The sequence below is a fragment of the Anaerobacillus sp. genome, assembly GCF_046314235.1.
Lineage (GTDB): Bacteria > Bacillota > Bacilli > Bacillales > Anaerobacillaceae > Anaerobacillus.
Map to the genome: position 1 here is coordinate 145,039 of NZ_JBKBWN010000001.1, position 26,291 is coordinate 171,329.

At 36.5% G+C, this 26,291-nt stretch carries 27 protein-coding genes and 1 pseudogene; 10 read left to right on the plus strand and 18 right to left on the minus strand.

The genetic code is table 11. The features are described from left to right. Positions 1–214: 214 nt before the first annotated feature. Positions 215–562: pseudogene (locus tag ACK4M9_RS00700) on the minus strand (peroxiredoxin family protein); the annotation flags it as partial. 12 nt (positions 563–574) lie between these two features. Next, positions 575–715 carry a thioredoxin domain-containing protein gene (locus ACK4M9_RS00705; RefSeq protein WP_409846805.1) on the minus strand — a complete coding sequence of 47 codons (141 nt, stop codon included), beginning with the start codon at positions 713–715 and terminating at the stop codon, positions 575–577. A 316-nt stretch (positions 716–1,031) separates the two neighbouring features. Between ACK4M9_RS00705 and ACK4M9_RS00710 the strand changes: the two genes are divergently transcribed. From ACK4M9_RS00710 to ACK4M9_RS00720, 3 genes are all read left to right on the plus strand, one after another. Continuing rightward, positions 1,032–1,895: an SDR family oxidoreductase gene (locus ACK4M9_RS00710; RefSeq protein ID WP_409846806.1), complete on the plus strand. Its 864-nt coding sequence runs from the start codon at positions 1,032–1,034 to the stop codon at positions 1,893–1,895. A gap of 190 nt (positions 1,896–2,085) precedes the next feature. Next, entirely contained in the window at positions 2,086–3,615 is a 1,530-nt protein-coding gene (locus tag ACK4M9_RS00715) for a sensor domain-containing diguanylate cyclase (RefSeq protein WP_409846808.1), read from the plus strand. Beyond that, positions 3,608–4,123 (plus strand): death domain-containing protein, encoded by a 516-nt coding sequence (locus ACK4M9_RS00720; protein ID WP_409846810.1) that lies wholly within the window; start codon positions 3,608–3,610, stop codon positions 4,121–4,123. The genes ACK4M9_RS00715 and ACK4M9_RS00720 overlap by 8 nt, the downstream gene beginning before the upstream one ends. A gap of 25 nt (positions 4,124–4,148) precedes the next feature. Here the strand turns inward: ACK4M9_RS00720 and ACK4M9_RS00725 are convergent, their stop codons facing one another. The 4 genes from ACK4M9_RS00725 to ACK4M9_RS00740 form a co-directional block, all read right to left on the minus strand. Continuing rightward, entirely contained in the window at positions 4,149–4,544 is a 396-nt protein-coding gene (locus ACK4M9_RS00725) for a DUF6069 family protein (RefSeq protein WP_409846812.1), read from the minus strand. 11 nt (positions 4,545–4,555) lie between these two features. Next, positions 4,556–5,416: an SDR family oxidoreductase gene (locus ACK4M9_RS00730; RefSeq protein WP_409846814.1), complete on the minus strand. Its 861-nt coding sequence runs from the start codon at positions 5,414–5,416 to the stop codon at positions 4,556–4,558. Positions 5,417–5,418: 2 nt separating this feature from the next. Beyond that, positions 5,419–5,853 (minus strand): MarR family winged helix-turn-helix transcriptional regulator, encoded by a 435-nt coding sequence (locus ACK4M9_RS00735; RefSeq protein WP_409846816.1) that lies wholly within the window; start codon positions 5,851–5,853, stop codon positions 5,419–5,421. Between the two features lie 377 nt (positions 5,854–6,230). Continuing rightward, the gene (locus ACK4M9_RS00740) at positions 6,231–6,671 is read right to left on the minus strand and encodes a Dps family protein (protein WP_409846818.1); all 441 of its coding nucleotides are present in this window, start codon (positions 6,669–6,671) and stop codon (positions 6,231–6,233) included. A gap of 375 nt (positions 6,672–7,046) precedes the next feature. Between ACK4M9_RS00740 and ACK4M9_RS00745 the strand changes: the two genes are divergently transcribed. Further along, complete coding sequence (locus ACK4M9_RS00745; protein WP_409846820.1) at positions 7,047–7,901, plus strand: DegV family protein; 855 nt, start codon at positions 7,047–7,049, stop codon at positions 7,899–7,901. A gap of 76 nt (positions 7,902–7,977) precedes the next feature. Here ACK4M9_RS00745 and ACK4M9_RS00750 read toward each other — a convergent pair whose 3' ends face one another. Further along, a complete protein-coding gene (locus tag ACK4M9_RS00750) occupies positions 7,978–8,265 on the minus strand; it encodes a hypothetical protein (protein WP_409846822.1) in 288 nt (95 codons plus the stop codon). Positions 8,266–8,404: 139 nt separating this feature from the next. On the opposite strand from ACK4M9_RS00750, the gene ACK4M9_RS00755 reads away from it, so the two are divergent. After that, positions 8,405–8,584, plus strand: a complete 180-nt coding sequence (locus ACK4M9_RS00755; protein WP_409846824.1) for a hypothetical protein — start codon at positions 8,405–8,407, stop codon at positions 8,582–8,584. A 222-nt stretch (positions 8,585–8,806) separates the two neighbouring features. After that, positions 8,807–9,664: a dimethylarginine dimethylaminohydrolase family protein gene (locus tag ACK4M9_RS00760; protein ID WP_409846826.1), complete on the plus strand. Its 858-nt coding sequence runs from the start codon at positions 8,807–8,809 to the stop codon at positions 9,662–9,664. A 139-nt stretch (positions 9,665–9,803) separates the two neighbouring features. On the opposite strand, the gene ACK4M9_RS00765 is transcribed toward ACK4M9_RS00760, so the two are convergent. Next, positions 9,804–10,004, minus strand: a complete 201-nt coding sequence (locus tag ACK4M9_RS00765) for a cold-shock protein (RefSeq protein ID WP_409846828.1) — start codon at positions 10,002–10,004, stop codon at positions 9,804–9,806. A 300-nt stretch (positions 10,005–10,304) separates the two neighbouring features. Between ACK4M9_RS00765 and ACK4M9_RS00770 the strand changes: the two genes are divergently transcribed. Genes ACK4M9_RS00770 through ACK4M9_RS00785 form a run of 4 tightly spaced genes read left to right on the plus strand, consistent with a single transcriptional unit; the run spans position 10,305 to position 14,422 of the window. Further along, positions 10,305–10,517, plus strand: a complete 213-nt coding sequence (locus tag ACK4M9_RS00770) for a hypothetical protein (RefSeq protein WP_409846830.1) — start codon at positions 10,305–10,307, stop codon at positions 10,515–10,517. 23 nt (positions 10,518–10,540) lie between these two features. Further along, entirely contained in the window at positions 10,541–11,668 is a 1,128-nt protein-coding gene (locus ACK4M9_RS00775) for a GerAB/ArcD/ProY family transporter (RefSeq protein WP_409846831.1), read from the plus strand. Continuing rightward, positions 11,649–13,238 carry a spore germination protein gene (locus ACK4M9_RS00780; protein WP_409846834.1) on the plus strand — a complete coding sequence of 530 codons (1,590 nt, stop codon included), beginning with the start codon at positions 11,649–11,651 and terminating at the stop codon, positions 13,236–13,238. The genes ACK4M9_RS00775 and ACK4M9_RS00780 overlap by 20 nt, the downstream gene beginning before the upstream one ends. After that, entirely contained in the window at positions 13,235–14,422 is a 1,188-nt protein-coding gene (locus ACK4M9_RS00785; protein ID WP_409846836.1) for a Ger(x)C family spore germination protein, read from the plus strand. The genes ACK4M9_RS00780 and ACK4M9_RS00785 overlap by 4 nt, the downstream gene beginning before the upstream one ends. 154 nt (positions 14,423–14,576) lie before the next feature. On the opposite strand, the gene ACK4M9_RS00790 is transcribed toward ACK4M9_RS00785, so the two are convergent. The 10 genes from ACK4M9_RS00790 to ACK4M9_RS00835 form a co-directional block, all read right to left on the minus strand. After that, positions 14,577–15,665: an ABC transporter permease gene (locus ACK4M9_RS00790; protein WP_409846838.1), complete on the minus strand. Its 1,089-nt coding sequence runs from the start codon at positions 15,663–15,665 to the stop codon at positions 14,577–14,579. Then, positions 15,662–16,573 carry an ABC transporter ATP-binding protein gene (locus tag ACK4M9_RS00795; RefSeq protein ID WP_409846840.1) on the minus strand — a complete coding sequence of 304 codons (912 nt, stop codon included), beginning with the start codon at positions 16,571–16,573 and terminating at the stop codon, positions 15,662–15,664. Before ACK4M9_RS00795 ends, ACK4M9_RS00790 begins: the two co-directional genes overlap by 4 nt. 377 nt (positions 16,574–16,950) lie before the next feature. Further along, positions 16,951–18,354: a glucuronate isomerase gene (gene uxaC / locus ACK4M9_RS00800; RefSeq protein WP_409846842.1), complete on the minus strand. Its 1,404-nt coding sequence runs from the start codon at positions 18,352–18,354 to the stop codon at positions 16,951–16,953. A 24-nt stretch (positions 18,355–18,378) separates the two neighbouring features. Continuing rightward, entirely contained in the window at positions 18,379–19,020 is a 642-nt protein-coding gene (locus ACK4M9_RS00805; protein ID WP_409846844.1) for a bifunctional 4-hydroxy-2-oxoglutarate aldolase/2-dehydro-3-deoxy-phosphogluconate aldolase, read from the minus strand. A gap of 46 nt (positions 19,021–19,066) precedes the next feature. Beyond that, a complete protein-coding gene (locus ACK4M9_RS00810) occupies positions 19,067–20,596 on the minus strand; it encodes a tagaturonate reductase (RefSeq protein WP_409846845.1) in 1,530 nt (509 codons plus the stop codon). Between the two features lie 47 nt (positions 20,597–20,643). Then, positions 20,644–22,140 (minus strand): UxaA family hydrolase, encoded by a 1,497-nt coding sequence (locus ACK4M9_RS00815; RefSeq protein ID WP_409846846.1) that lies wholly within the window; start codon positions 22,138–22,140, stop codon positions 20,644–20,646. 123 nt (positions 22,141–22,263) lie between these two features. Then, positions 22,264–23,217 carry a sugar kinase gene (locus tag ACK4M9_RS00820; protein ID WP_409846847.1) on the minus strand — a complete coding sequence of 318 codons (954 nt, stop codon included), beginning with the start codon at positions 23,215–23,217 and terminating at the stop codon, positions 22,264–22,266. A 75-nt stretch (positions 23,218–23,292) separates the two neighbouring features. Further along, complete coding sequence (gene kduD / locus ACK4M9_RS00825; RefSeq protein WP_409846848.1) at positions 23,293–24,045, minus strand: 2-dehydro-3-deoxy-D-gluconate 5-dehydrogenase KduD; 753 nt, start codon at positions 24,043–24,045, stop codon at positions 23,293–23,295. 54 nt (positions 24,046–24,099) lie between these two features. Next, positions 24,100–24,927, minus strand: a complete 828-nt coding sequence (gene kduI, locus ACK4M9_RS00830) for a 5-dehydro-4-deoxy-D-glucuronate isomerase (protein ID WP_409846849.1) — start codon at positions 24,925–24,927, stop codon at positions 24,100–24,102. Positions 24,928–24,957: 30 nt separating this feature from the next. Further along, positions 24,958–26,250: a Gfo/Idh/MocA family protein gene (locus tag ACK4M9_RS00835; RefSeq protein WP_409846851.1), complete on the minus strand. Its 1,293-nt coding sequence runs from the start codon at positions 26,248–26,250 to the stop codon at positions 24,958–24,960. Positions 26,251–26,291: the final 41 nt, after the last annotated feature.

A 26,291-nucleotide genomic window follows, 5' to 3' on the forward strand; every position in this document is an offset into this window, starting at 1 on the left:
ACGGTATAGTGGCGGCTGAAATTTTGGCTATTTTGTGAAGTTTTCTTTTTCTAGCTTCACTATATATATAAGAAAAGAAACGGAATTTACTTTACAAAAATAATTTTCAGAAGAAAAAAATACTGATACTTAACAACTTCCTCCAGTTAAACAAGGAAACACAAGGTTCCCTACTCAGAGTTCCTCGTGTTTCGTCGCTGTTACTATTAAGTTATCATTCGGTAACTGTATTTGCTAACAATTCATGAACCTTCTCAAATGTATCGTTTTCTGTTGGACGATCAAACTGGTTCGAACTAACGTAACTATAGACAATCTTCCCATCACCATCAATTAAAAACAAACTTGGATGAGCAAGCCTGAAGGCATCAAAACTAAATGCATTATAAACATCGAACTGTTTAATAACCGAACGATCCGCATCGATTAAGAATGGAAAAGGCATTGGATTTTTTTCTAACCAATTTGATGCAGTTTGTTTATTTTGACCAACTATGACGACAATAGCTATTCCCAATTTTTCATATTTAGAAGCATTTTCACGCAGTTGACCTAACTGCTTACGACAATTTGGTCAAAATGTACCTCTTAGGAAATAAAGTAAAAAAGGTTTTCCTTTAAAATCAGTACTTGAATATGTTTTCCCTTCGACATCCTCTAGAACAAACGCTGGGATTTGTGAACCTGGTTTTAAACCTTTATCTTTTTTAGGCAATGAATTCACTCCGCTTCCCTATTTTTTTCTTATCTTTAATTTACCTCTTATATTTAAGAATGTCACTTATTTGCTCTATTATTTTATCTTTCTTCAAATCCCCATTAATATATGCGTAAAAGTTCTCCTTCTAATGTTAGCACTGTATTATTTTTTTCCAATTAGTCCCTTACCTGGATATTAAAACAATTTTGAAGGGGTATGACTTGTCCATTTGGATTTATTGTTTTCTAATAAGAATTCAATTATTGTATAAACGGTCACCATTTAGCACATTTTACTCTTGTTAGATTATATTGTAAGGGAGTGTTTTATATTGAACGATAACTTACCTTCTTCTTTTCCGCCCCAGCATCAAACAAAACAACCAGGAATTGAAGCAAAGATGAAGCCACGCCCAATTTTTGATGATCCTAATTACAAGGGCAGTGGCAAGCTAACTGGAAAAGTCGCATTTATTTCTGGTGGTGATAGTGGGATTGGAAGGGCTGTTGCTGTTGCCTTTGCTAAAGAGGGGGCGAACGTAGCAATCGCCTATTTAGACGAGATTGAAGATGCCGAAGAAACAAAACAACTTGTTGAATCTAAAGGGGTAAAGTGTTTAGTCTTACAGGGCGACATTGCCGAAGAAGCTACATGTCAAAAAATGATTGAAGATACTGTCAACCAACTTGGGCAGTTGGATATTCTTGTTAATAATGCCGCCTGGCAGGTCGTGCAAAATAATATAATAAATATTACTGCTGAACAACTGGAACGGACTTTTCGAATTAATATATTCTCATGCTTCCATTTTGTTAAAGCGGCAATGCCTCATCTTAAACAAGGAAGTTCTATTATAAATACCACATCTGTTACAGCCTACCTTGGTCATGAACAGCTCGTTGATTATTCATCGACAAAAGGAGCGATGGTTACCTTTACAAGATCTCTATCAATGCAATTGGCAGGACAAGGTATCCGTGTTAACGGTGTAGCACCTGGACCTATTTGGACGCCACTTATTCCCGCTTCTTTTCCTGCAAGTCAAGTCGCTAGCTTCGGTAGTAATACCCCAATGAAACGGGCTGGCCAACCATTTGAATTAGCTCCCGCATACGTTTATCTGGCCTCCACAGATTCTTCCTACGTTTCAGGGCAAATCATCCATGTTAATGGTGGTGAAATCGTAAACGGATGACCCTTTGGGTTGTCCGTTTTCATTTCGCCTTTACTAATATAACGATTTACATACTGTTATTTTTGTTCGATCCGATTTTAATATTTTTTGTTTTAATAAATTCCTACTGTCCTATTGCTAATTTTTAAGCTAAAATAGGAGTATAGTTCTATTACTTAAGTCAACAACTAGAAAAAGGTAGGTGATTCCGGTGAATCTATATATTACTATACTTTTAATCTCCATTCTATTTGGAATTACGGCCAATGTTTTTCAATTTGTAATAAATGATAAATGGAATAAAATAATCTTAATAGCCCTCGCATTTGCAATTGTAATCATATATGGGATCGCTTTCAATTTCTCAAATCTCTCTTGGCAACTTTTATTTGTCATCTTTATTTCTTGCTACTTATTTCAGCTAAAAGGAGCAATCTTCTCTGCAATAGTCAGCTGGCTCATTGTAACACTTCAAGCTGAAGCAAATTTGCTGATCTTAACGAGCTATATAATTTTTGCAATTTTTATCGGAATGGCAACTCAATTTTATGAAAAAAAATCGAAACAACAAGAGCGCTGGCTTTCTACCTTAATGACACAGTCAAAGCAATTAGATGTATTTAGAGAAGTTAGCTTAGCGATGCAACAAACACTGCAATTGGATAAACTACTACAAATTATCCTAGTGTCTGTTACAGCTGGTCATGGGTTAGGCTTTAACAGAGCGATGATTTTTCTTAAGTCCTCGGAAAAAAATCAATTGAATGGAATTATGGGGATCGGCCCTATGAATGCAAATGAAGGCTTCGGTACTTGGGAGAGGCTCGCCAAAAGTAACTTAAAGCTTCTTGATATTATTAAATTAAACTATGACAAGGATGCCATTGATCCGCAACTTAATGCGCTAATTAAATCCATTTCGATTGATTTAGATAACCAAACGATATTAGAAAAAGCTCTTCGCAACGGTATTCCTTATAATGTTGAGCAAATTGATAAAACTGATCATTCACAACAACTTTTTTTAAATTTTTTCCAAATGCAAGCGTTTGCTGTAATTCCTTTACTTAATCAAGGAAAGCAAATTGGCGTGTTAGTTATTGATAATATTGTAAATCAACAGCCAATCACAGAAGACGACATTGATAGTGTGATCCCATTAGCAAACCAAGCAGCTATTGCTATTGAACATGCAAACCTTTATGAGCAAATTGAAAATATGGCTTTAAAAGACGGCTTAACTGGTTTATTAAATCAACGTTCGTTTGAAAACTATTCTAACAATCTTTTTTCAAGCGCTGAAACAACTAAAAATCCACTTTCTATCGTAATCCTTGATATTGACTCTTTTAAACATTTTAATGACACAAATGGTCATCTTCTAGGGAACGAAGTATTGATTGAGCTTGCTGCAATTTTACAAAATTCAGTAAGAGAACAAGATATTGCTTTTAGATTTGGGGGCGAAGAATTTATTGTTTTATTACCTAATACAAAAGAGGATAAAGCTGTCCTTGTCGGCGAAAGAATTCGTGAAAATATTGAAAAAGCGACTTTTCCTAGCGAAGAAAAGCAACCTAATGGGACTTTAACAGTTAGTGTCGGAGTTGCCTCGACTGAAAAACTATACTTCGATACCATCAACAATTTAATTGATGCGGCAGACAATGCGTTATATCAAGCAAAAAGCCTAGGCAAGAATAAAGTTGTCTTATATAAGGAGGACTCTAGCCATGAATGAATTCATCTTTATAACTAGCATTGTCCTCTTTTTAGCAACGATTGTACTAACCAACAATTACTTTAATCAATTGGCAATGAAATTGACAGAGAGACAATTTCAGAAGAAATATGGCTATTCGATCGAAAAAATGAGTTTTTCTTATGAACAAATGGTCTATCTCGTTAAGTTACCGAGTAATTCTCCTGCTCTTAAAGGAACGAAAAAGGAGCAAATTTATATAGATTATGATTATTCGTCGTTTATCTTTCCGAGCTTAAAAGGGATTAGCGTAAACTTAAAAACGGGTAATGAAAAAATAACATTAGCCTATCTAACTATTGATAACTACCGCAGTCCAATACTAGATAAGCTCTTTAAAGAAGGAATTATTGATGAAGAGATGTATCGTAAAATAAGTACATCGAAAATTAAGCATCCAAAGATTAATGAGATGATGATCGATGAAGTGTTTAAGAAACTTCAAGTAGGAAGATACAAAACAATAAAAGAAGGAGTTGACAACTAAATGTCAGCTCCTTCTTTTTATATACTTATTTTCTAGTTAATCTAGGGATGAGATACAAAGCTAAGCAAGCAACAATCACATGTACAATATGCCCAGCTATTTTATATTGATCTAACAAATCGGTCTCTGCCATCAGCGTGTTTCCTAAAAAACCTAAGATAACTACAAATAGGAAGTAAATCGTCGGTCGCTTCGTATATCTTTGCAACAAATAGAAAATGAGCGCACCAAGGAAAACTGCTATAAAGGAAACGAACAAGATAAATACTACATACAACGTATCTCTACTCTCACCAATTATTTCAATTGAAAACCCAAACATAAAACTTGAAAGAATAAACGCCAAAGCTGCAATCATCGCTGTTAAAAGTCCAGCAATAAGACCTGCTTTTACATAAGGAAGAAATCTATCTTTAAACATAACCCATCACCTCACACCGTAATTTTCGTTTTTGTTTCCCAAGTATTCTTATGATCACGAACAAACTGCTTAAATGTAATTGGTTTTCTTTGCATTACTCTCTCTAAATCGTCGGTAACTTTTTCTGCTGTTCCCATCTTTGTCAGTAAATAAAGCATTGTCATCACATTAGCAAACTCTTTCTTTGTTCCTCGTTTAATTGTCTCTCTCCTAAATTCAAGAAGTCCAGGATTTTTATAAACAACTTTTCTCTCAAGTTCCTCAGATAAAATTTGCGCTACCTCATAATAATCAATCGCTTCGCTTCCCGTTAAAGTATAAGACTGATAGATATGTTTATCAGAAGTAAAACATTCAGCTGCAACAGCCCCGATATCCCTTGTATCAATAAAGCTCGTTTTTGCTTTTCCTACTGGAACAAAAATTTCGTTTCGATCCCGGATCTCTGCTGCGTGTGTTGTGCTTAAATTTTGCATGAAAAACCCAGGTCTTATAAATGTATAAGGAATTGCCATTTGTTTAATCATGTCTTCAATTTTGCGATGTGGTACAATCGGGTTTTTCTCAACTCCTAATAGGGAAATAAAGACCACTTGTTTTATCTTTTTGGATGCTACCACTTCCAAAAATGGACGCATATCCTTTTTCGGATTGGCAAGCTGTGGTGGCCTTACTAAAAAAATTCGGTCAACATCCTCTAAAGCTTCCGTAAATGTCTCTGCATTTAGAAAATCAAACTTCACCTTTTCACAGGCAACATCTTCTTTAATGTCAAACAAAGCTGCTTTTACTTCTTCCCCCCTTTTCATTAATTCATTAACAACACTCTTTCCTATATTGCCTGTTGCCCCTGTTACTAAAATTTTCCCCATTGTCAATCTCCTTTCAAATTTCTTACTAGTTTATTTAAATATGAAACTAACAATTCTTTGTCGGATTCGCTAAAATCTTTTAATGATTCTTCAATTGTAGCTTCATTCATTTCTTCAAGCTTTGGTAGAAGCGACAGAGTAGCGTCCGTTAGATTGATAATTTGTGATCGCTTATCTTTTGGATGCGGTTTCTTCTCTACGAAGCCCTTCTCTACAAGGCGATTAATAATCCCAGAGATTGTTGGCTTATCCATGTCTAATCGCTCTGAAATTGCTACAGCTGTAAAATGATCAACGTTAGCATTAAACTGCGCTTGCATTTCAATATCTTTAATTACTGCCCACTGCGCAACGGTAAAATTTTCTTTCTCTAGTCGCCTGTGTAAACTCCCTTTCATCAACTTTGCTGATAACTGAATTAAATATCCGATATTCATTTTCTTCACCTACATAATTTTAGTTTGTGTACTAACTATATTGTAACACAGAATTAGTTAGTACACTAACTTTTTTTATAAATCTATGAGTGTTTCTCTCAAATAGTCACAGGATTTCCTTTCTCTTCGCTGTAAAACTCTAACGAATTTTAGAGGCTCTTTCAAGGAAATCCTGCGTCATCTGCTTCCAATGAAAAAGTCGCATGACTTCCACTCTCGCTGTAAAACTCTAACAGGTTTTAGCGGCTCGTTTAAGGAAATTATGCGACATCTTCTAGTACCAAATTTCAACATATATGTATATTATCAAGACACTCAAAAACTCAGAAAAAAAGTGCTAAGTGAGATAACTATCACTCACTTAGCACTTTTGCTACCTATCCTAAATATGCTTTTAACATCCACACGTGTTGCTCTAATGATGTCTTGATACCAATAAACATATCAGCAGTAGACTCGTCTCCGGCTTCTTCCGCTAGGGCAATCGTTTCGTTTGATAGGGCAATTACCTTTTCGAAATCTGCAGCAAGAATAGCGACCATTTCTTTTGCATCTTCTTTACTTGATGCTTCTTCGATCGATGATGCTTCAAGATACTCTTTTAAAGTAGCAAGAGGCTTGCCTTCAATCGTTAATATACGTTCTGCAATTGAATCAATGTACGTTGCAGCTTCTGTATAATACTCCTCGAATTTAGTGTGTAATGTGAAAAATTCAGGACCTGTTACATACCAGTGGTAGTTGTGAAGCTTCGTGAATAAAATATTCCAATTTGCTAATTGAGAATTTAGTGAACTAACTAAATTTGCTTTTGTCATGTGTATAAACACTCCTTAATATCTTTGATATGTTTAATGATAACAAAAATTAAAATTAATATCAAATGAGAACCATTATCAAAAAATAATTATTTTATAAAACGAAGTTTCTCTACTTATTAAGATAACCTTTAACCAGACATTCGAAACATATTTTTCGTTCTATACAATAATTCTAGATTTTACTTGTATTTCCTCTAAAGAATATTGAACAATATATGACAGTTATCATATATGCAATCGCTTTCCTATTAGGTACAATAAAGAAGTACATAAAACTTAATACTATATTCTATTACCAGGTAATGGAATATCCACTCGTGAATAAATGTGTTTAGTTTAGAAAAAAATTTAAAGAAAAAGGGTTTGATCGCCATGAATAAGAAAATCGCTTGGGTTACTGACAGTACAGCATTTATAACTGACGAACTAAAACAAAATCCAGATGTTTATGTAATGCCTCTTGCAATTATTTTTCCCGACCGTACGTTTGAAGACGGTGTTGATTTAACAACTGAAGAATTATATTCAAGAATTAACAGCGCTAAAGAAGTCCCAAAGACATCACAACCTTCTGTTGGGAAATTTGCGGAACTTTATGAAAAACTTAAAGCTGAGTATGATGGTGTCATTGCCGTTCATGTCTCTGGGAAACTAAGTGGAACAGTGGATAGCTCAAGAGCAGGCATGGAGATGGCTGAACTTGATGGCGAAATCGTTGACTCAAAATCAATGTCCTATACAATTACGACGTTGCTTTATAAAGGAATCGAATTAGCAAAAACAATTGATGATCATAAAGAAATTGCTGCAAAACTCCGTGAAGAAGCGTTAAGATCTGAGAAATATGTATTATTAGGGAGCTTAGATCAGTTTTACAAGGGCGGTAGAATGTCGGGAACACAGTTTTTACTAGGAAATCTCCTACAAATTAAACCAATTATTACAATTACAACTGCGGGTGAATTTGATTTATTCCAAAAGGTTCGCTCCGAGAAAAAAGCAGTTAATCGTCTAATTGAATTTTTAGCCACTGCTAATGAAAAGCATAACATCCCTGAAGTTCAAATAATGCATGGGAATGTATTAGAAAAGGCTTTAGATGTCCAAAAGAAAATTGCCGAGCAATTTCCTAAAATGAACATTGTTGTCGGAGAAATTAGTTCGACAATAGCAGTTCATGCTGGTGAAGGAACTGTAGCTTTGATTTGGCATAACGAGGCAAAATAATAACGGAAGTCGCCCATAAATCAAGAGGACTGATTTATGGGCGACTATTATGTTGAGCGAATATGACTAATAACGTTTACCCTTCCATTTTATACCTCTTCACTAAAGCGATAAATTCATCTGGCGGAGAACAAACATAATAAGGAAAAACTCCTTGGTTTGTATGTAGGTAAAGGGTGCCGTATTTATTTGTTGAGTGTAAATACGATACATCAAGAACATCTTTTAGCTGAAACGTCTTAACAGGTGTAACTATTTTTGTTTCATACAAGAAGAGACTATACTCAGTCTCGATATATCTTTGCTCAATTCCATGTATTTCTCTTAATACTTTCATGTATGGCTGCTGATAAACCTGAGACAATTTCATCATCCTTTTACGTTTGACTTCCCTTTATCTTATCATTCTTCATCTATTTAATAAAATTACTATAAACAAGAGAAAATAAATGGTACACTCAACATTAGAGTTTTACTATTTGGTTTCAAAAAGGAGAATAACAATGTCTGAACAAACAGAAAAGAAGAAAGTTTCATTACAGGAAGCTATTAAACAACAGCTTGCCAATAAGAAAAGCCAAGCGAGTAATAAAGGTAATAGTAATTGGAGCAATACTACTCAATCGATGAAAAGTCAGCAAACAAAAAAAATAAATAACCAACGAAAACGTCAGGGAGTATAACCCTTGACGTCACGCTCTCTGAGGCTGCCCCATAAGTGTCAGCTCACCTCGAAGTGTTACTATTTGTAGAAGTGTATGTTTGTACACGATCTATTTCTAGTAGATGAGGTGACTGATACTTTACTTTTTGGGGAGCCTCATTTTTTATTCACATAGGTATTTCAGTAAACGGTAATCCTAGTTAAGAGAGGCCGAGAGCCGACAGAGACTGGAGGAGCTAACATGGATTTTTCACAAAGAATAATGGAGAGGTCCTTTTGTATAAATGAGTTTGGGAAGCTAAAAAAAGTAATATTATGTGAACCTAAGCATATGACAATCCGAGATGTCATTAATGATACGCAAAAAAAGTTCAAAGACGTAGGGATCCATATTGAAAAAGCAATGAAGCAGCATAAAGAGTTTGTACGAAAACTTGAAGATCACGGCATAGAAGTAATTTTATTACCGCCTGCTAGAAAATTTCCTGAACAAGTGTTTACTCGTGATATCGGTTTTACTCTAGGTCAAACGATCTTCGTTGCTGATATGGCAAATAGAGTTAGACAAGGAGAAGAAGATATCTTAAAAGATTGGCTAAAGGGTGAAGAGGTCTCATATTATAATATCGTCGGTGATCCTATTGAAGGCGGAGATGTCATGATTAATGACGGTACAATATATGTTGGACTTAGTGACCGCACAACTGAAGCATCTATCGAACATTTAGAAAGTTTGCTACCTAAGTTTAAGGTTATCGCTATTCCCTTTAAAGAAAAGTACCTCCATTTAGATTGCGTCTTTAATATTATTTCGCCTACTGAAGCGTTAATTTATCCTGAAGCACTTACAAAGAGAGATATCGAATTATTTGCTTCTCAATTTGATTTAATTGAAGTAACGAAAGAGGAGCAATTCACATTAGGAACGAATGTCCTTTCGATTGGCGACAAAAAAATATTTAGCTTACCTGTAAATGAAAAGGTTAATCAAGCACTAAGAGCAAAAGGATTTGAGGTAATTGAAGTTGATATTACTGAAATTATTAAATCAGGCGGTTCATTCCGATGTTGTACAATGCCACTAATAAGGGGAGAATAATCCTTCTTACTATAAACTAATTAATGCTTTCTAACACCGTGCTATTTTTCGCCATTGTTTAATTGCATCATCCGACAAAATTTTCTCCAAGGACACCAAAAAAAGACATTCCCAAAGGAATGTCTTTTATAATTTTTAATTAAGCTTTTGTAACGTTAGCAGCTTGTGCACCACGGTTGCCTTCAACGATTTCAAAAGTAACTTTTTGGCCTTCTTCTAAAGATTTGAAGCCGTCACCTTGAATAGCTGAGAAGTGAACGAATACATCGTCTCCGTCTTCGCGCTCGATAAATCCGAAACCTTTTTCTGCATTAAACCACTTAACTGTACCTTGTAACATTTGTTTTCCTCCTGATTTGTGGGATATTCATCCACACGGTTTATTCACTATCCTTGTTCATTTAACATTTTAGAGGAAAACTTATAAAGCAATCCATCCAACATCATTAAAACGATCAAAAATAATTAACCTAAGTATAACACGAAAGCGCTAATATTGGAACCCATTAATTTTATTTATACCCAATCTTTTTTAAATATGGAAATACAAAAGCATTTTGTTTATAAATTCTCTTTCATACATACATTTTCCAAAGTAGTACATTCTAATTTAGAACGGGAAAAGCTGGAGGCAAAGTAAATGGTTACATTAGGTTCATTCATAACATTCACCATTATCTTATTAGTAATTACAATAATTGATACAATCCTCTATGATGTTTCATTTCTAGGTGCTATGCAATTAATGTTTGTTTTCCATATAAGCGTAGGAAGGTTGTATCTTCTTTTTGCGGCTATCTTCGCTCTTGTATCAGCAATTATTGTTGATTTCAGGCGGAAAAAGACCCATTAATGAATAAAAAAGAGGTGGGCAATTTGCAAACTCAAGTAGAAAAAATTAGTTTACTGCAATTATATATTATAATTATCATTTTCCAAATTGGTTCTGCAGTCGTTGTTGGACTAGCCCAAGACGCAGAACAAGACGCCTGGATTGCAATTTTAATCGCAAGTGTCATAGGAGCAATCATTATTTATATTTATACTTTCATTCTTTCTTATGAAATCGGTCAAAATTTATTTGAAATTACCGGTAAACTTTTGGGAAGAATGATCGCAATTAGTTTATCTTTTGTCTATATTGCCTATTTTTTTTATATTGCTTCACGAGTTTTACGAGACTTCTTAGAGTTACTGACGACAACGATCTTTCCGAATACGCCAACCGAAATATTAGCGATTACATTTATGCTTGTTGTTACCTATGTTGTCTATTTAGGTCCTGAGGTTATTGCTCGTACTGCTGAAACATTTGCCCCTTATATCTTTTTGTTTCTAGTTTTAACAAGTATTTTTCTCCTCGCTGGCGGAGATATTAACTTTGCCAATCTTCTACCTATTTTACCTGAAGGGTTTGGGCGAGTTTTTGACGTCATTTTTCCAGACTTAATTGGCTTTCCGTTTGGTGAAGTAATCGTATTGACGATGATTATGGCGAGTACACAAAAATTTCACCATGTTGCTAAAGTGAGTATGGGTGCTGTTATCACAACAGGACTACTGCTAGCTGTGATAAAAATATTTAAATTGGGGGTTTTAGGGACAAATATTTCTGGTAGGTCTACCTTTCCTCTGTTAAGTGCGGGTCGAGAGATTTCCTTTGCTCAATTTATTGAACGCGTAGATCCGATCATCATTTTCGTAATGATGTTAGGCATCTTCATTAAAGTTAGCTTGTTTTTTTTTGGTGGCTTAAAAGGTCTCGAGTATGTCTTTAACGTACCGTATCGACACTTTACCCTTCCAATGGGAATGGCTATTGCTATATTCTCCATTTTAATTTCAGCAAATTACGCTGAACATATCGAAGAGGGGATCCGCTTTGTTCCGCTTTATATGCATATGCCCCTTCAAATTGGTATTCCAGGTATATTAGCATTGCTTGTCTTATGGAAGAAAAAACAAGCAAAAGGAGGGAAACAGGTTGCTAAAAAAATGGTTTAAGAGCTTCTTTCAAAAAAAAGATTTTTCTTTGGACGGTCTTCTACCCAACGAACAGAAAATCGCTCAAAAGTTTGATGGTGATCTACATAGAGTAAAACAGCGAATAAAAATGATTTTCGGAAGTACCGCAGACTTGATGATTGAAAATATTAAAGTTGGCCAACGTGATGGCATGCTCTTTTACTTAACGACGATGACAGATTGGCAAGTCGTAACGAACAAAGTATTATATCCATTAACAGAATCAGTTGATCAAAAGGAACAGATCTTGACTGATGCAGAATGGAAAAATTACGGTAAAAAAGTCTTCTCAGGCTCACAGCATACCTTTATTGAGCTAGAGCAACAAATCGTCGAGGCGATCGTAAACGGAGAAGCGGTGATTTTTGTCAATGGCATGCAATCGGTTTTATCAATAAAGATTAAAGCCTTCGAGAAACGAGGTATCGAAGAACCGACAACGCAAACGATCGTTCGTGGACCGAAAGATGGTTTTAATGAGGATATTCAAACAAACCTTAGCTTAATAAGAAAACGAATTAAAAATCCGGCACTCCGTTTTGAGAATTACACAATTGGCTCAGAAACAGGAACATCCGTTTATCTTGCCTACGTCGATGGTATTATAAACAAAAAAATATTAGCAGAAATTCAAAAAAGACTCGCTAAAATTGATACAAATGCTTTGTTTGATTCAGGGATGCTTGAAGAATTAATCGAAGATAAAACCTTTACTCCATTTCCACTATTATACAACACCGAACGGCCTGATGCGATTGCAGCACATTTGATTTCAGGGAAATTCGCCTTAATAGTAGATGGAAGTCCATTTGTTTTAGCAGCACCTGCCACATTTAATGACTTTACTTCTGTTAGTGAAGATTATTATCAGCCGTTCTTGATGGGCAGCTTTATGCGACTTATTCGCTATTTGGCATTTTTAATGGCATTGCTTTTGCCTTCGTTTTACGTTGCTGTAATTACCTATCATCATGAAATGATCCCTACACAATTATTAATTAGTGTTATTTCACAACGGGAGGGCATTCCATTTCCTGCTGTGATTGAAGCGCTTTTGATGGAAATCACCTTTGAAATTTTAAGAGAAGCAGGTATACGAATGCCACGAGCGGTAGGTGGTACGATTTCAATCGTTGGTGGTTTAGTTATTGGTCAAGCAGCAGTCGAAGCGGGAATTGTTTCGAATATTATGGTGATCGTTGTTGCCCTAACAGCAATTGCTAGTTTTGTGTCACCAATCTATTCTTTTGCAATTTCTACACGACTGTTAAGGTTTCTTTACATAGTCATTGCCTCGATTTTTGGATTATATGGAGTGTTCTTAGGAATGATTATGCTAGTTGCCCATTTAACGAGCCTACGCTCTTTTAGTGTTCCATATTTGGCGCCGTTTGCACCATTTACTTTGCAAGATCATGGAGACGTGGTCATCCGTCTCCCTGCCTGGGCAATGAAGAAGAGACCTTCATACCTGAAAACCGAGTCTCCAAATAAACAACCTAATGTTCAATCGCCAACACCTCCTCAAAAAAGGAGCGATAATAGTTGAAAAATCTATGTCGTTTGCTGCTAATTTTCGTGATTTTTTTAACGGGTTGTTGGGATGCCCAAGAATTAAATGAAATTTCGTTAGTAACCGGAATTGCAATCGATAAAGGAAAAGAATATAAATATGAGCTAACAGTAGAAGTTTTAAACCCTCCAGCATTAGAAGCTGAGGTTGCAGGCTCTCAAACAGCTTCAATCGTTTTTAGTCTAGAAGGCGATAGTATTGCCGAACTAGCTAAGAAAATGAATGTTGGTTATACACGAAAATTAAAATTCTCACATATGCGTGTCGTTGTCATTAGTAAAGAACTTGCCAAAGAAGGCTTACTCGAGTTTATTGACTTTTTTGAGGGTGATCGGGAAATAAGAAGTGATTTTAATTTTCTAGTTGCTGATAATGTCCGAGCTAGTGATGTGCTAAAGATAACATATCCAATCCAACGTGTTTCGTCATTAAAATTACATGTTCAGCTAGATACGATGGTAGATGAATGGGGGGGCGATCCGGATATCCGCTTAAAGGATTTTCTTAGAGCACTTGTCTCACCCGGTCGAGAGCCTGTACTTAGCATAATTAAAGTAAAAGGCTCTGTTACAAAAGGCAATACTTTAGAGAATATGGAGAAAATAGATCTTGATGCGATCGCTGAAACCGAAGGCTTAGCTATCTTCAAAGGATTAGAGTATCAAGGAAATTTGCCAATAAACCATACAAGAAATTACCTTCTTCTTCAAGATAAGCTAAAAAACACCTCAATTACAGCGGCATGCGGGGAGAATAAGGTAATGACATCGCGTATCTATAATTCTAATACAGAAGTTAAAGCATATTACAAAAACCAAATTCCTCACATTAATATTGATATTGATTTAGAAGGGCGTATCGATCTAATCCAATGTCCGAAAGATGTTAAGAAGATTAAAACATATCTCGAGTTGGAAGAGAAATTTGGAAAATCATTCAAAGCTGATATTGAGAAAACAATTGAGATTTTGCAAGAGGAATACCAACTAGATATCTTTGGTTTTGGTGAGCATATGGAACGGCAAGCCTACGATGACTTTAAGAAAGTAGAAGATCATTGGGATAAAGAGTTTGCCAGAGCTGAAATTACTGTTAATGTATATCTTAAATTGCGCCGCTCCGGTCTAATTACGAACCCTGTATTTGAAGATATAAAGTAACGGATGAGCAAGCGCCCTATAAAACGTATGTGTTGACTAATATGTATAAGCAACATCAATCAAAATTGTAGCTTTAAAATACAAAAGAGGGGACTTAAAAGCAAAACGTGAGTCCCCTCTTTTCATTTAATTTACTAGGCTCATTTTTTTGATTTCACTCCCACTTAAACGTTTTTGAAGCAATCGCAAAGCAAACTAAAAACCAAGCAACTAAAACTGCTGTTGGTACAAGGAGTTCTGTCATTGTGGCACCGACATTCATGACTTCTCGTAAAACGCTAGCTAAATGTGAGATCGGAATAATCGCCACTACCGGTTGTAAAAAGTCAGGCATATTCGTGATCGGAAAGAAAATTCCTCCTAAAAAGAACATTGGAAACGAAATAAATCCCGCGATCGGCGAAGCATGTTCTGGTGTTTTTGCCAAGTTAGCAACAAGAAAGCCTAACGACATAAACACAAGGATTCCTAAAATTAGATAAAACAATAAGAGAAACCAATTCCCATTCATCTGTGCGCCAAGTAAGAAGATACCTACACTCAATACTAAAATAGACTGGGTGATGTTTAGTATCGCCCTAGCTGTAATTTGCGCAGCAACAAATGTACTAGCTGGAAGTCCGGTTAATTTCATTCTGCGCAGAACCCCGCGTTCGCGCCATGAGGAGATTTGTGCAGCAACACCATTCAAATTGCTCGATAAGATCATTAGCGCCGCAATTCCTGGCACTAAGAAATCTAAGTATGTCAAGTCTAATGATTTTATTCCAAGACGCTCGACGAACACCGTTTCTTGATAATCTGTTAGCTGTTTGTTTAATTGATCAACTGCTTGATCAATGATCGCAAAGCCGAGCTGAGCTATCGCTTGGTTTGTTTCATCATAGTAGACAGAAAATGTCGGTTGCTCTCCTTCCGCTATTTTCTCAGTAAATCCAGCTCCTATTTCAATCACGAAAGAAAGATTGCCCTCTTCGACTTCTTGCTTTGCTAGATTGAAATCTTCCCATTCTCGTAATTCAATCGCCTCTACGTCTAAAAAGGTATCTTTCATTATTAATGAGTAATCACTTTTATCTTGGTCAATCCAGGCAACTGATATAGTTGTACCTGTTCCACCACCAAGAAATAAACCTAATACAATCATTAAAAATAGCGGAAAAAAGGTTGTCCAAAAAATAACTGCTTTATTCCGAGCAAATAGCTTTAATTGTGCCAACGTTAACTGCCAATATGCTTTCATTCTTCTCTCAAGCTCCTTCCAGTTAACTGTAAAAACACATCTTCTAACGTTGCACTTCTAGTGTGTAAGTCTTGAAGTTGTATTTTCTGAACTTCTGTAAATTTAATTAAAGCGATTAAGCTTTCTTGTAAATTTGTTGTATAGAGAACTGCTTGATCCTTTAATGTCGTTACTTTTCTGACACCAGGAAGTGAATCTAGAAGCTTTGTTTCTAGCTCCCATTTAAATTGAATGGCCGATTCCATTTCTAGTGAGGCAATTAAAATATCGGGCGTGTCTAGTGCCATTACTTTCCCATGATCCATAATTGCCAAGCGGTCACAAAGTACATAGGCTTCTTCCATGTAATGAGTTGATAATATAATCGTTTTGCCTTGTTGTTTTAATGCTAGGATAATGTCCCATAACGACCTTCTTGCTTGTGGGTCTAACCCTGTTGTCGGCTCATCTAAGAAAATAACTTCAGGATCATGAATTAACGCTAAACCAATGGCAAGCCGTTGTTTTTGTCCCCCAGAAAGACCTTTAATCGAGGCTCTTCGTTTCTCAAGTAAGTTCATCTGCTCCAAAATCTTTTCTACTGGTTGGCTTTTTTTATAAAAACTAGCATACATACGCAAAATTTCTTCAACCGTTAACAGATCAAACATCGATGTCGATTGAAGCTGCACACCAATATGTTCAGTAACCTTTTTCCGATGCTTTTTCACTGACAGATTATTAATGATCACCTCACCAGAATCTGCATCCCGCAGACCTTCCATCATTTCCATTGTCGTTGTTTTCCCTGCTCCATTAGGACCAAGCAGACCAAAGATTTCCCCTTCATTCACAGTTAAACTGACCCCATCAACTGCTTTTAAGGAGCCGTAATATTTTTTCAAATCCGTTACTTTGATCATTTCCATATGTTCAACCCCTACAAGTATCTTTATAAGACATTTTATCGAATTGGGACCTACTCATCAATCATTTGCAATTATTTGCCTAATATTTTTTAACACTTCAAACCAACTAAGGTAGGCATCATCACACTAACAATATAAGTCACATTTCTCTTTCATCTTCTACAACTAACAACTCCATCTGTTCCATCGTTCCCCTCATCGTACTTATAAAAAAGCTTCTACACTGACAGTCTTGTCAAAGTAGAAGCTTTTCTTACCTTTAATGTTATCTTTTAATGTCCAACATGTCCAACGTGACAGCCGTGATCATGAATTTAAACCATGACCAGGTTAAGCAAAAAGATGCATATTAGCACCTTTGTGCTCACTTCATTTACTTACTTTATTTGGAAATAACTATTTGCATTGTTATAACAAATATCTTTAATCATTGATCCAAGTAGCTCATAATCAGCTGGAGCCTCGCCTTTTTCAACCCAACCACCTACTAATTGACATAACACTCGTCTAAAGTATTCATGACGAGTATAGGAAAGGAAGCTACGAGAATCGGTAAGCATCCCTACAAAGGTACTAAGTAAACCAAGGTTAGCGAGATCCGTCATTTGTTGAAGCATACCTTCTTTTTGGTCAACAAACCACCAACCTGATCCGAATTGAATTTTCCCTTTGCCAGCCCCACTTTGAAAGTTTCCGCAAGCAGTGGCAATGACATAGTTATGAATGGGATTTAATGTATAAATAATCATTTTTGGTAGCTCATTAGTTTTGTCTAATTCATTTAAAAAGCCATTTAGCTGTCTAGCTAATGAGAAGTCATGAATGGAGTCAAATCCTGTATCTGGACCGAGTTTTGCAAACATTCTTTCGTTATTATTACGAATAGCTCCGATGTGTAATTGCATTGTCCAACCTAAAGATGCGTACAAACGCCCTAAAAATAATAGTGTATACGTTTTGTACTTCATTTCTTCTTGCTCAGTAACTGTTAAGCCTTGACGAGCTTTTAAGAAAATGTTTGCAGCCTCTTCAAATGTACACGGCTCATATGGCAGTGTTTGAATACCGTGATCTGATAGTCTGCAACCAGCCTCATGGAAATAATGAGCACGATTATCGATGGCTGCTAATAGATGTTCATAGCTACTAATCTCAATTTCAGTGACGCTTGATAACTTTTCAATATAGTCATTAAAATCTGGTCTCGTTAACTCAACCGCTTTATCAGGACGAAATGTTGGAAGAACTTTAGTTTGAAATTGTTTGTCATCTTTAATGGCATGATGATATTGTAAATCATCAGTGGGGTCATCAGTTGTACAAATAACTTTCACGTTAGAGTTCTCTATTATTTTTTTCGTTGAAAATTGCGGTGATTGCAACAATTCGTTCGTGTGCTCCCATATTTCATCGGCTGTTTTTTCACTTAGTAATAAATCCGTGTCAAAATACCTTTTCAGTTCTAGATGCGTCCAATGGTAAAGGGGATTACCAATAGTATGAGGAACTGCTTTTGCCCAAGATTTAAACTTGTCATAGTCTTCGCCATTACCAGAAATCAGCTCTTCTGGAATCCCTAAACTCCTCATCGCTCGCCACTTATAATGATCACCATAAAGCCAAATTTCAGTTATATTTTTAAACGACTTATTTTCAGCAATTTCTTTCGGACTTAAATGACAATGATAATCATAAATGGGCATATGTTTCGCGTGTTCATGGTATAAAATTTGCGCTGATTCGTTTGGCAAAATAAAATTATCATCAATAAACGGTTTCATGTCATGCCTCCTCATAAATTCTCCTTATTTCTCTCTCGCTAGCTTAACTGCCCTAACAAATTGACTTGCAACACTTGTTAAATTAGTTAAGTATGTCTCATCAACTATTGCTTTCGTATTAACAAGGGTGCTACCAACTCCTGCTGCCACAGCACCAGCTTTAATATAAGAACCTACGTTTGAAACATTTATTCCACCTGTAGGCATTAATGGAATATGGGGCAGTGGACCGTGAACATCTTTGAAATAACCAGGACCAACGATGTTTGCCGGGAAGACTTTAATTAAGTCTGCCCCGTGTTCATAGGCTGTTAAAATTTCTGTAGGTGTTAATGCACCAGGAACACTTAAGACACCATATCGTTTCGTCATTTTAATCGTTTCTACATTTACAACTGGAGAGAAAACAAACTTTGCCCCAGACATAATCGCTGCTCGAGCTGTTTCTGGATCTAGTACAGTACCGACACCTACAATGGCTTCTTCTTTAAGTTCATCGGCGACCATTTCAACAAGGGATAATATTTTCGGTGTTTCTACCGTTAGCTCTAAAGCTTTCACTCCACCAGCACTTAAAGCTTTGGCAATGGGAATAATATTATCTTTATTTGCTCCTCGAATAACAGCAACAATACCACTTTCTTGAATATCATCTAGTAAACTCATACATACTCCCCTTTTAAATTGGGGAGTTCCCTCCCCAATTTATAATTTAATTAGAAGCAGAAACTGCACTGACTACTTTTTCTACACTTGTCTTCATCCCATTTTCTAATATATCTATTAAGAAAGTTGCAACTGTTTCAGTTAATTGCTCAACCTCAATTAAATTTTGTCCCCAAACTTCGGTGTTTCCTAGTACTTCAGAAACGACTGTCGTTACTGATTGTGTCGAGCCATCATATTTTTGCCAAGCGTCTTTTAATGCTTTGATCGCTTCTTGATTGTCGCGAATCGCATACTCAACTTCGCCACGTATGCCGATTAGGTCATTTCCTTCTTCTCTTACTGGGCGATTGAATGCTAATAGACCAGCTAAAGCGAATGTAATCATTGTTGGTAAACTACCTTTTTGTTCCTTGTAGTTTAACAAAGATGGAATTAAACGAGATTTAAATTTATATACCGAACTTAAAGCAATGTCTTTTAAGTAATGCTTATTGTAAGGATTTAAAAACCGTTCAGTGACAGATTCAACAAAGTGTTTCTTTTCCTCATCAGCAATATCAACTGTCGGATAGATTTCGTGGAGCATCCCTCGTTGAATAAATGCACTAAGCGTTTCATCTTCCATCACTTGTTGCACTGTGTCTGCACCAGCTAGAAAACACACAGCAGACATCATTGTGTGAGGTCCATTTAATAGGCGAACTTTCACGTTACGGAACGGGGTAATATCTCCCCATTTCACATTTAAGCCTGCTTTATCAAAAGGAATGGCCGTAGCTACTTCTTTAGGTGCATCAATTGCCCATAAATGGAACGGTTCTCCTACTGTAATTAAGTTATCTTCATAGCCTAAAAGTTGGCGAAACTCTTCAACAGCATCTCTTGGGTAGCCAGTAACAATTCGGTCAACTAACGTACAGCAAAATTGATTATGCTCATCTACCCAGTTTAAAAAATCTGCTGGCATTTGCCATTCATGTGCTAATCGTAAAACAATTTCTTTTAACTTCTTGCCATTTTCCTCGATAAGTTCACAAGGAATAATAACAAGACCAGCAGCAGGACTTCCTTCAAAATGAGTAAATCGATGATATAGTAACGCAGTTAATTTAGCAGGAAAAGATGTTGGTGTTTTCCCTTCAATATATCGCTCCTCCAAGTGAGCAATTCCCGCCTCGGTTGTATTGGAAATAACTACTTTAATGTCTTTTGATGCTGCTAACGCTAACAGGTCATTCCAGTCTGTATAAGGATTAATTCCTCTAGAAATACAAGAAACGATTTCGTTTTTTTCCACCGTTTGGCCATTTTCAATCCCTCGTAAAACAACGGTGTAAAGGCCATCCTGCTCATTAATCATTGGAATTAAGCCTTGTTCTATCGGCTGTACAACGACTACTTTACCGTTAAATAATCCTTGCTTGTTCATTTCATGGATCATCCAGTTTACAAATGCGCGTAAAAAGTTTCCTTCTCCAAATTGAATGACTTTTTCAGGTAAACCTTGTTGTGTTTCATACGTGACATTTCCCGCTAACGACTGTTTATCTAAACGGTTATTTAATTTCTCCATATTTTCTTTAACTCTCCTTTTCAGCAAAAAATCTAGTAAGCTAGCATCTATAAAATGACACCATCTTTAAAAATTGAAATTTCCTTAAAACCATTTTTTTCGTTATGTGTTAACACTTCAGCAGATGCTAACTGAACAACGTATTCAAACAGTTCATTAGCTACATCATCCATTTGTCTACCTGATAGTAGCTCTCCAGCATTAAAATCAATCCAGTTTCGTTTTTTCTCATATAACTGAGTATTGGTAGACATTTTCACTGTTGGAATAGGGCCACCAAACGGGGTACCTCTACCTGTGGTGAACAAAACGATATGAGCACCGGCTGCAGCTAGTGCAGTTACTGCAATTAAGTCATTTCCAGGACCCTCTAATAAATTCAATCCTGGTGTTTTTAAACGGTCCCCGTACGCAAGGACATCTACAACTGTTGAAAAACCACCTTTTTGTACACAACCGAGGGATTTTTCTTCTAATGTTGTAATTCCCCCAGCTTTATTTCCAGGTGAAGGGTTTTCATAAACGACCTGGTCGTGCTTAATATAATAATCCTTAAAGTCGTTAATGAGTTGAACGGTTTTAGTAAATGTATCTTCATCCTTGGCTCGTTCCATTAAAATCGTTTCAGCACCAAACATTTCAGGTACTTCTGTTAATACACTCGTTCCACCGTGAGAAATTAAAATGTCAGAAAATGCACCGACAAGGGGATTAGCAGTAATGCCGGAAAAAGCATCAGACCCTCCACATTTTAACCCGACTTTCAACTTTGACACAGGTATTGGCTGTTTTTTAAACTTGCTAGCGTAGTTTACCAATTGGTCAAGCACTTCTAGTGATTCAGAGATTTCATCGCCAACTTCTTGCACAATTAAAAATTTCACCCGGTCTTCGTCATAATCACCAATGACTTGCTTAAATTGAGATACATAATTGTTCTCACAGCCTAACCCAAGGACGAGTACAGCACCTGCATTCGGATGGTGAACTAGATTGCTTAATATTTTTTGTGTGTTTAATAGGTCATCGCCAAGTTGTGAACAACCGAAAAGGTGAGGGTAATGATAAACACCATCAATGCCTCGATCTTTAAATTGCTCATTAGCCATTTTGGCAACAATTTCGCAAGTTTTATTGATACAACCTACTGTATTAATAATCCAGACTTCGTTACGTATTCCCACATCACCGTTATCTCTTACATAACCGCTGAACGTTCTTTCAACTTTTGGAACAGGTATTTGCACTGACTCTATTGGTGCGTATGCATATTCTAACGTTCCTGAAAGATTTGTTTTCGTATTATGGGTGTGTACCCACTCTCCAACAGCAATTTCCTCTTTCGCATGGCCAATGGGATATCCATACTTCACAACATTCTCACCTTGAGCAATCGGTTCAATTGCTACTTTATGTCCAAATGGCGCATCTGTTTTTAAAACGATTTCTCTTCCATGAACGATAATCGTCTCTCCTTTAGATAAGTCCTTCAACGCTACGACAACATTATCGTTTTTATAAACTAAAATATAATCGGCTTTCATTTTGCCCCTCCTAATTTTGAAGACATTCATCATTCAACAAAATAACAACGTTGTTATTTTATTTTAAAACCCTTTAACAACGTTGTCAATCAGTATGATTAAAACAATTTCATACTCAGTTTATTATCTACTTATATCTTCACTATCAGATTGGTTCATAAAACGATTTAGTTCGACACGTTCTGGTAACCCTTCGAAATCTCCTTTTACTTGTGTAGCTAAAGCACCAACACCATTAGCTCTTTCAACAGCTAAAGCTAGTGGTAAGTCATCTAATAGTCCAGAAATGAAGCCACTTGCGAAGCCATCCCCTGCTCCAACTGGATCAATAACTGTTTTCACTGGAAAACCTGGCACTAGTTTACTTTCTGTTTCCGTGAAGTAATAAGCACCTTTTGCCCCAACTTTTAAAACAACTAATTTTGCACCTTGATCTAAAAATAGTTGGCCTAATGTTTTTGGATCACTTTCTCCAAACATAAATCTTCCTTCATCTACGCCAGGTAAAACAATATCTGCTAAGCTAGCTAATTGTAATAATACTTTTCTAGCTTGCTCTTCAGACCATAGTTTCCTTCGTAAATTTGGATCGAAAATTACTTTCACACCATTACTTTTCGCTATATTAATAGCTGCTAGCACCGTTTCATAGCAACTTTCACTTAAAGCTGGCGTAATTCCAGTAAGATGAAGATACTTTGCTTTAGCAATATATTCTTCGTTTAAATCACTAGGGGATAGTGTGCTTGCCGCTGACCCACTTCGGAAGTATTGAACTTGGACGTTATCACCACTTCTAACTTCTTTGAAGTAAAGACCTGTTGGAGCACCTTGGCTGAAACGAACTTGGCTAACATCCACACCCTCACCACGAATAAAAGCGACCATTGCTTTTCCAAACTCATCCTGTCCTACTTTACTAATCCAACCTGCTGAGTGTCCAAGTCTAATTAAACCTATAGCAACATTCGTCTCAGCACCACCAAATTTTCTAGCATACGTATTTGCATAGCGCATTAAAGGCGAGTTTTCAGGTTCGAACAAAACCATCGTTTCCCCGATTGTAATTACATCCATCGTTATCCCTCCATCATTTAAGAGAAGAAGAGTCCTACTAATTTTGCGTATTAGGACTCTGCTCAAATTTCCATGCTATCTTGCCATCCAACCGCCATCTACGACTAATACATGACCATTGACGTAATCTGCTGCTTGAGATGCTAAAAATATAGCAGCACCTGTTAAATCACTTGTTTGTCCCCAACGCCCTGCCGGAATACGGTCTAAAATAGCTGTACTTCGCTCTTCATCTGCACGAAGAGCTGCTGTATTTGCAGTTGAAATATAGCCAGGTGCTATTGCATTAATTTGAACTCCTTTACTAGCCCATTCATTGGCAAGTGCTTTTGTTATTCCAGCTACCCCATGCTTACTTGCCGCATAACCAGGAACTGTAATCCCACCTTGGAATGCTAATAGAGAAGCGATATTAATAATTTTACCTGAACCACGTTCAAGCATTTGCTTCGCTACTTGCTGAGAAACTAAGAATACTGCACTTAAGTTGATATCAATTACTGATTGCCAGTTGTCTAACGAATGATCCACCGCTGGTTCACGACGAATAATACCAGCGTTATTTAAAGCAATATCAATTGTATTTTCAGCTACAATTTCGCCAATTTTGTGCGGGATTTCATCAACTTTTAACAAGTCAACAGTGTATGATTTTACATTCTTTCCTAATTTAGTGATTTTTTGCTCTGTCTCTTCCATTGCTGAGGGTCCAACTAAAATTAAATCGGCTCCAGCCTGAGCAAAAGCGATAGCCATCGCTTGCCCAATTCCTTGTCCTGCTCCTGTTACTAATGCGGTTTTTCCTTCTAATGAAAATACGTTTGTCATCTATAAATCCCTCCGTTTTTGTTTGTTCTTTTCTGTATTTTGAAACACGACTGATTACTTTAAGTCGTTCATATCAACGAAGTCCATATCTGTGAACGTGTAATTTTCTCCAGCCATTGCCCAAATAAATGTATAATTTCCTGTGCCAACCCCAGAATGAATTGACCAGCTCGGTGAAATAATCGCTTGTTCGTTGGCAACAACGATATGACGCGTTTCATTCGGCTCACCCATAAAGTGCATGACGCGATTTTGTTCGTCTAAATCAAAATATAAATAAACTTCGTTTCTTCTGTCATGAAGATGGGCAGGCATCGTATTCCACATGTTATTAGGTGCTAAAATGGTCATTCCCATCATCAGTTGACAAGTTTGAATTCCTTCACCATGTAAATATTTGTAGATTGTCCGCTTGTTTGATTGACTGTCATCACCTAAATGAACAGGTACCGCCGCGTCAATCGCAAGTTTTCTAGTTGGATATTCCTTATGCGCTAAAGCTGAAACAAAATAAAACTTAGCCGGATTTGCAGGATCAACACTATCAAACGTCACCTCTTGTTTGCCTAATCCAACATATAAACAATCTTTCGTATTAACAACGAACTCTTCACCATCAACCTTTACAACACCTTGTGGTCCAATATTTATAATTCCAATTTCACGACGCTCTAAGAAAAAACCAGTTTTCCAAGTTGCATGTGGTTCTAAACGAATACTAGTCGTCGGAACGATGCCACCAATAACAACACGGTCTTCGTGACTATAAACCATTGTTATCTCACCAGTAACAAATAACTTCTCAATTAAAAACTCTTCACGAAGTTGTTCTGTCGTATAATGTTTTGCGTGTTTTGGATGTGTACAATGTCTAATTTCCATATAAAAATCCTCCTATTTTTTCAACTTTCTTTAGACGCTAGTGTGGATACTTAATATCTCTTCAATCTTAATTGGTCGGTTCTCTTTCGTTGAACGCCAAATGGCCTCTCCTACTGCAATCGAGTTACCACCCGCAATTGCTCCTGCTAAAATATCGTAATTACGACGTGGGTCATTACCTAAGAAAATATCCTCTAACAATAATGGGTCACCACCGCCATGACCACCTTTATTTTGAACAATGTGAATAGTTTCCTTCGATCCAAACAGTGGGAAATATTCCACTGCTTGTTGAGCAGGATGTGGAAACGGTATTCTTGAAGGTTCATGAAATTCAGTTGTTTCAATTCTACCTTTTGTTCCGTTAATGGCTAAACGATAGCCTTCGTAAGGTGTTGAAAAATTAATTGAGTAACTAAGTAGCGCACCTTTATCATATTTAACAGTTGCTACATACGTATCCTCAATGTTGATTTCTTTATCATAAATACAAGCATCTTGACGATAGTTCGTATACTTCGTTCCCATGTTAAATGAAGGCTTGACATGATCATCGTCAGCGGCTGTCTCTTCTGTTCGGTTCGTCCATCTCATGTAATAATCACATTTGATCTTTTCATCACAGGTCCCACAGTAGCGACTATCTTTTTTTGAAGGATTTAACTCTCCGTCTGGTCCATAATAATTTAATGCACCATACGCAAATGCCTCCACTGGAGTTTGGTCAACCCACCAATTGATAAGATCGATATGGTGGGTAGATTTATGAACAGACAATCCCCCAGATGATTCTCTTACTCGATTCCAACGTTTGAAATAAGAAGCACCGTGGTATGTGTCGATATACCAGTTCAAATCAATAGAAGTAACTCTACCAATTTTACCTTCTAATATTAGTTCTTTAATTTTGCGATGAGGGGGTGCATAGCGATAGTTAAAGGTAACAATTACTTTTCCTTTGCTTTTTGATTCTGCCTCAATAATTCTTGCTGCATCATGAGCTGTTGTAACCATTGGTTTTTCAGTTATTACTTCTAAATCAAGTTCAAGAGCCTTTAAAATATACTCAACATGAGTGTCATCCCTACCAGCTACGATAATAGCATCCGGTTTTGTCTCTTCGATCATTTGCTCAAACTCATTAGGCATATAAGTCGGTATGTGTTGTAACTGGGGAAATTGTTCTCTTAAGACATCAAAACGAACAGGGTCTAAATCTAGAAGACCGACAATATCACTATGGCTAGCAAATTTCTCTAACATCGGTCCAATGAACATTCCAAAAGCTCGATTACTTAAACCACAAAAGGCATACCTTTTCATACTTCAAATCTCCTCCACCAATTGTTATCTCTTTAGTCATA

What these genes read in the sequence shown, in the direction of transcription:
- ACK4M9_RS00720 (WP_409846810.1), top strand. Translation starts at nt 3,608, where the DNA reads ATGAATGAATTCATCTTTATAACTAGCATTGTCCTCTTTTTAGCAACG.
- ACK4M9_RS00725 (WP_409846812.1), bottom strand. Translation starts at nt 4,544, where the DNA reads ATGTTTAAAGATAGATTTCTTCCTTATGTAAAAGCAGGTCTTATTGCT.
- ACK4M9_RS00730 (WP_409846814.1), bottom strand. Translation starts at nt 5,416, where the DNA reads ATGGGGAAAATTTTAGTAACAGGGGCAACAGGCAATATAGGAAAGAGT.
- ACK4M9_RS00735 (WP_409846816.1), bottom strand. Translation starts at nt 5,853, where the DNA reads ATGAATATCGGATATTTAATTCAGTTATCAGCAAAGTTGATGAAAGGG.
- ACK4M9_RS00740 (WP_409846818.1), bottom strand. Translation starts at nt 6,671, where the DNA reads ATGACAAAAGCAAATTTAGTTAGTTCACTAAATTCTCAATTAGCAAAT.
- ACK4M9_RS00745 (WP_409846820.1), top strand. Translation starts at nt 7,047, where the DNA reads ATGAATAAGAAAATCGCTTGGGTTACTGACAGTACAGCATTTATAACT.
- ACK4M9_RS00755 (WP_409846824.1), top strand. Translation starts at nt 8,405, where the DNA reads ATGTCTGAACAAACAGAAAAGAAGAAAGTTTCATTACAGGAAGCTATT.
- ACK4M9_RS00760 (WP_409846826.1), top strand. Translation starts at nt 8,807, where the DNA reads ATGGATTTTTCACAAAGAATAATGGAGAGGTCCTTTTGTATAAATGAG.
- ACK4M9_RS00765 (WP_409846828.1), bottom strand. Translation starts at nt 10,004, where the DNA reads ATGTTACAAGGTACAGTTAAGTGGTTTAATGCAGAAAAAGGTTTCGGA.
- ACK4M9_RS00770 (WP_409846830.1), top strand. Translation starts at nt 10,305, where the DNA reads ATGGTTACATTAGGTTCATTCATAACATTCACCATTATCTTATTAGTA.
- ACK4M9_RS00790 (WP_409846838.1), bottom strand. Translation starts at nt 15,665, where the DNA reads ATGAAAGCATATTGGCAGTTAACGTTGGCACAATTAAAGCTATTTGCT.
- ACK4M9_RS00795 (WP_409846840.1), bottom strand. Translation starts at nt 16,573, where the DNA reads ATGGAAATGATCAAAGTAACGGATTTGAAAAAATATTACGGCTCCTTA.
- uxaC (WP_409846842.1), bottom strand. Translation starts at nt 18,354, where the DNA reads ATGAAACCGTTTATTGATGATAATTTTATTTTGCCAAACGAATCAGCG.
- ACK4M9_RS00805 (WP_409846844.1), bottom strand. Translation starts at nt 19,020, where the DNA reads ATGAGTTTACTAGATGATATTCAAGAAAGTGGTATTGTTGCTGTTATT.
- ACK4M9_RS00810 (WP_409846845.1), bottom strand. Translation starts at nt 20,596, where the DNA reads ATGGAGAAATTAAATAACCGTTTAGATAAACAGTCGTTAGCGGGAAAT.
- ACK4M9_RS00815 (WP_409846846.1), bottom strand. Translation starts at nt 22,140, where the DNA reads ATGAAAGCCGATTATATTTTAGTTTATAAAAACGATAATGTTGTCGTA.
- ACK4M9_RS00820 (WP_409846847.1), bottom strand. Translation starts at nt 23,217, where the DNA reads ATGGATGTAATTACAATCGGGGAAACGATGGTTTTGTTCGAACCTGAA.
- kduD (WP_409846848.1), bottom strand. Translation starts at nt 24,045, where the DNA reads ATGACAAACGTATTTTCATTAGAAGGAAAAACCGCATTAGTAACAGGA.
- kduI (WP_409846849.1), bottom strand. Translation starts at nt 24,927, where the DNA reads ATGGAAATTAGACATTGTACACATCCAAAACACGCAAAACATTATACG.
- ACK4M9_RS00835 (WP_409846851.1), bottom strand. Translation starts at nt 26,250, where the DNA reads ATGAAAAGGTATGCCTTTTGTGGTTTAAGTAATCGAGCTTTTGGAATG.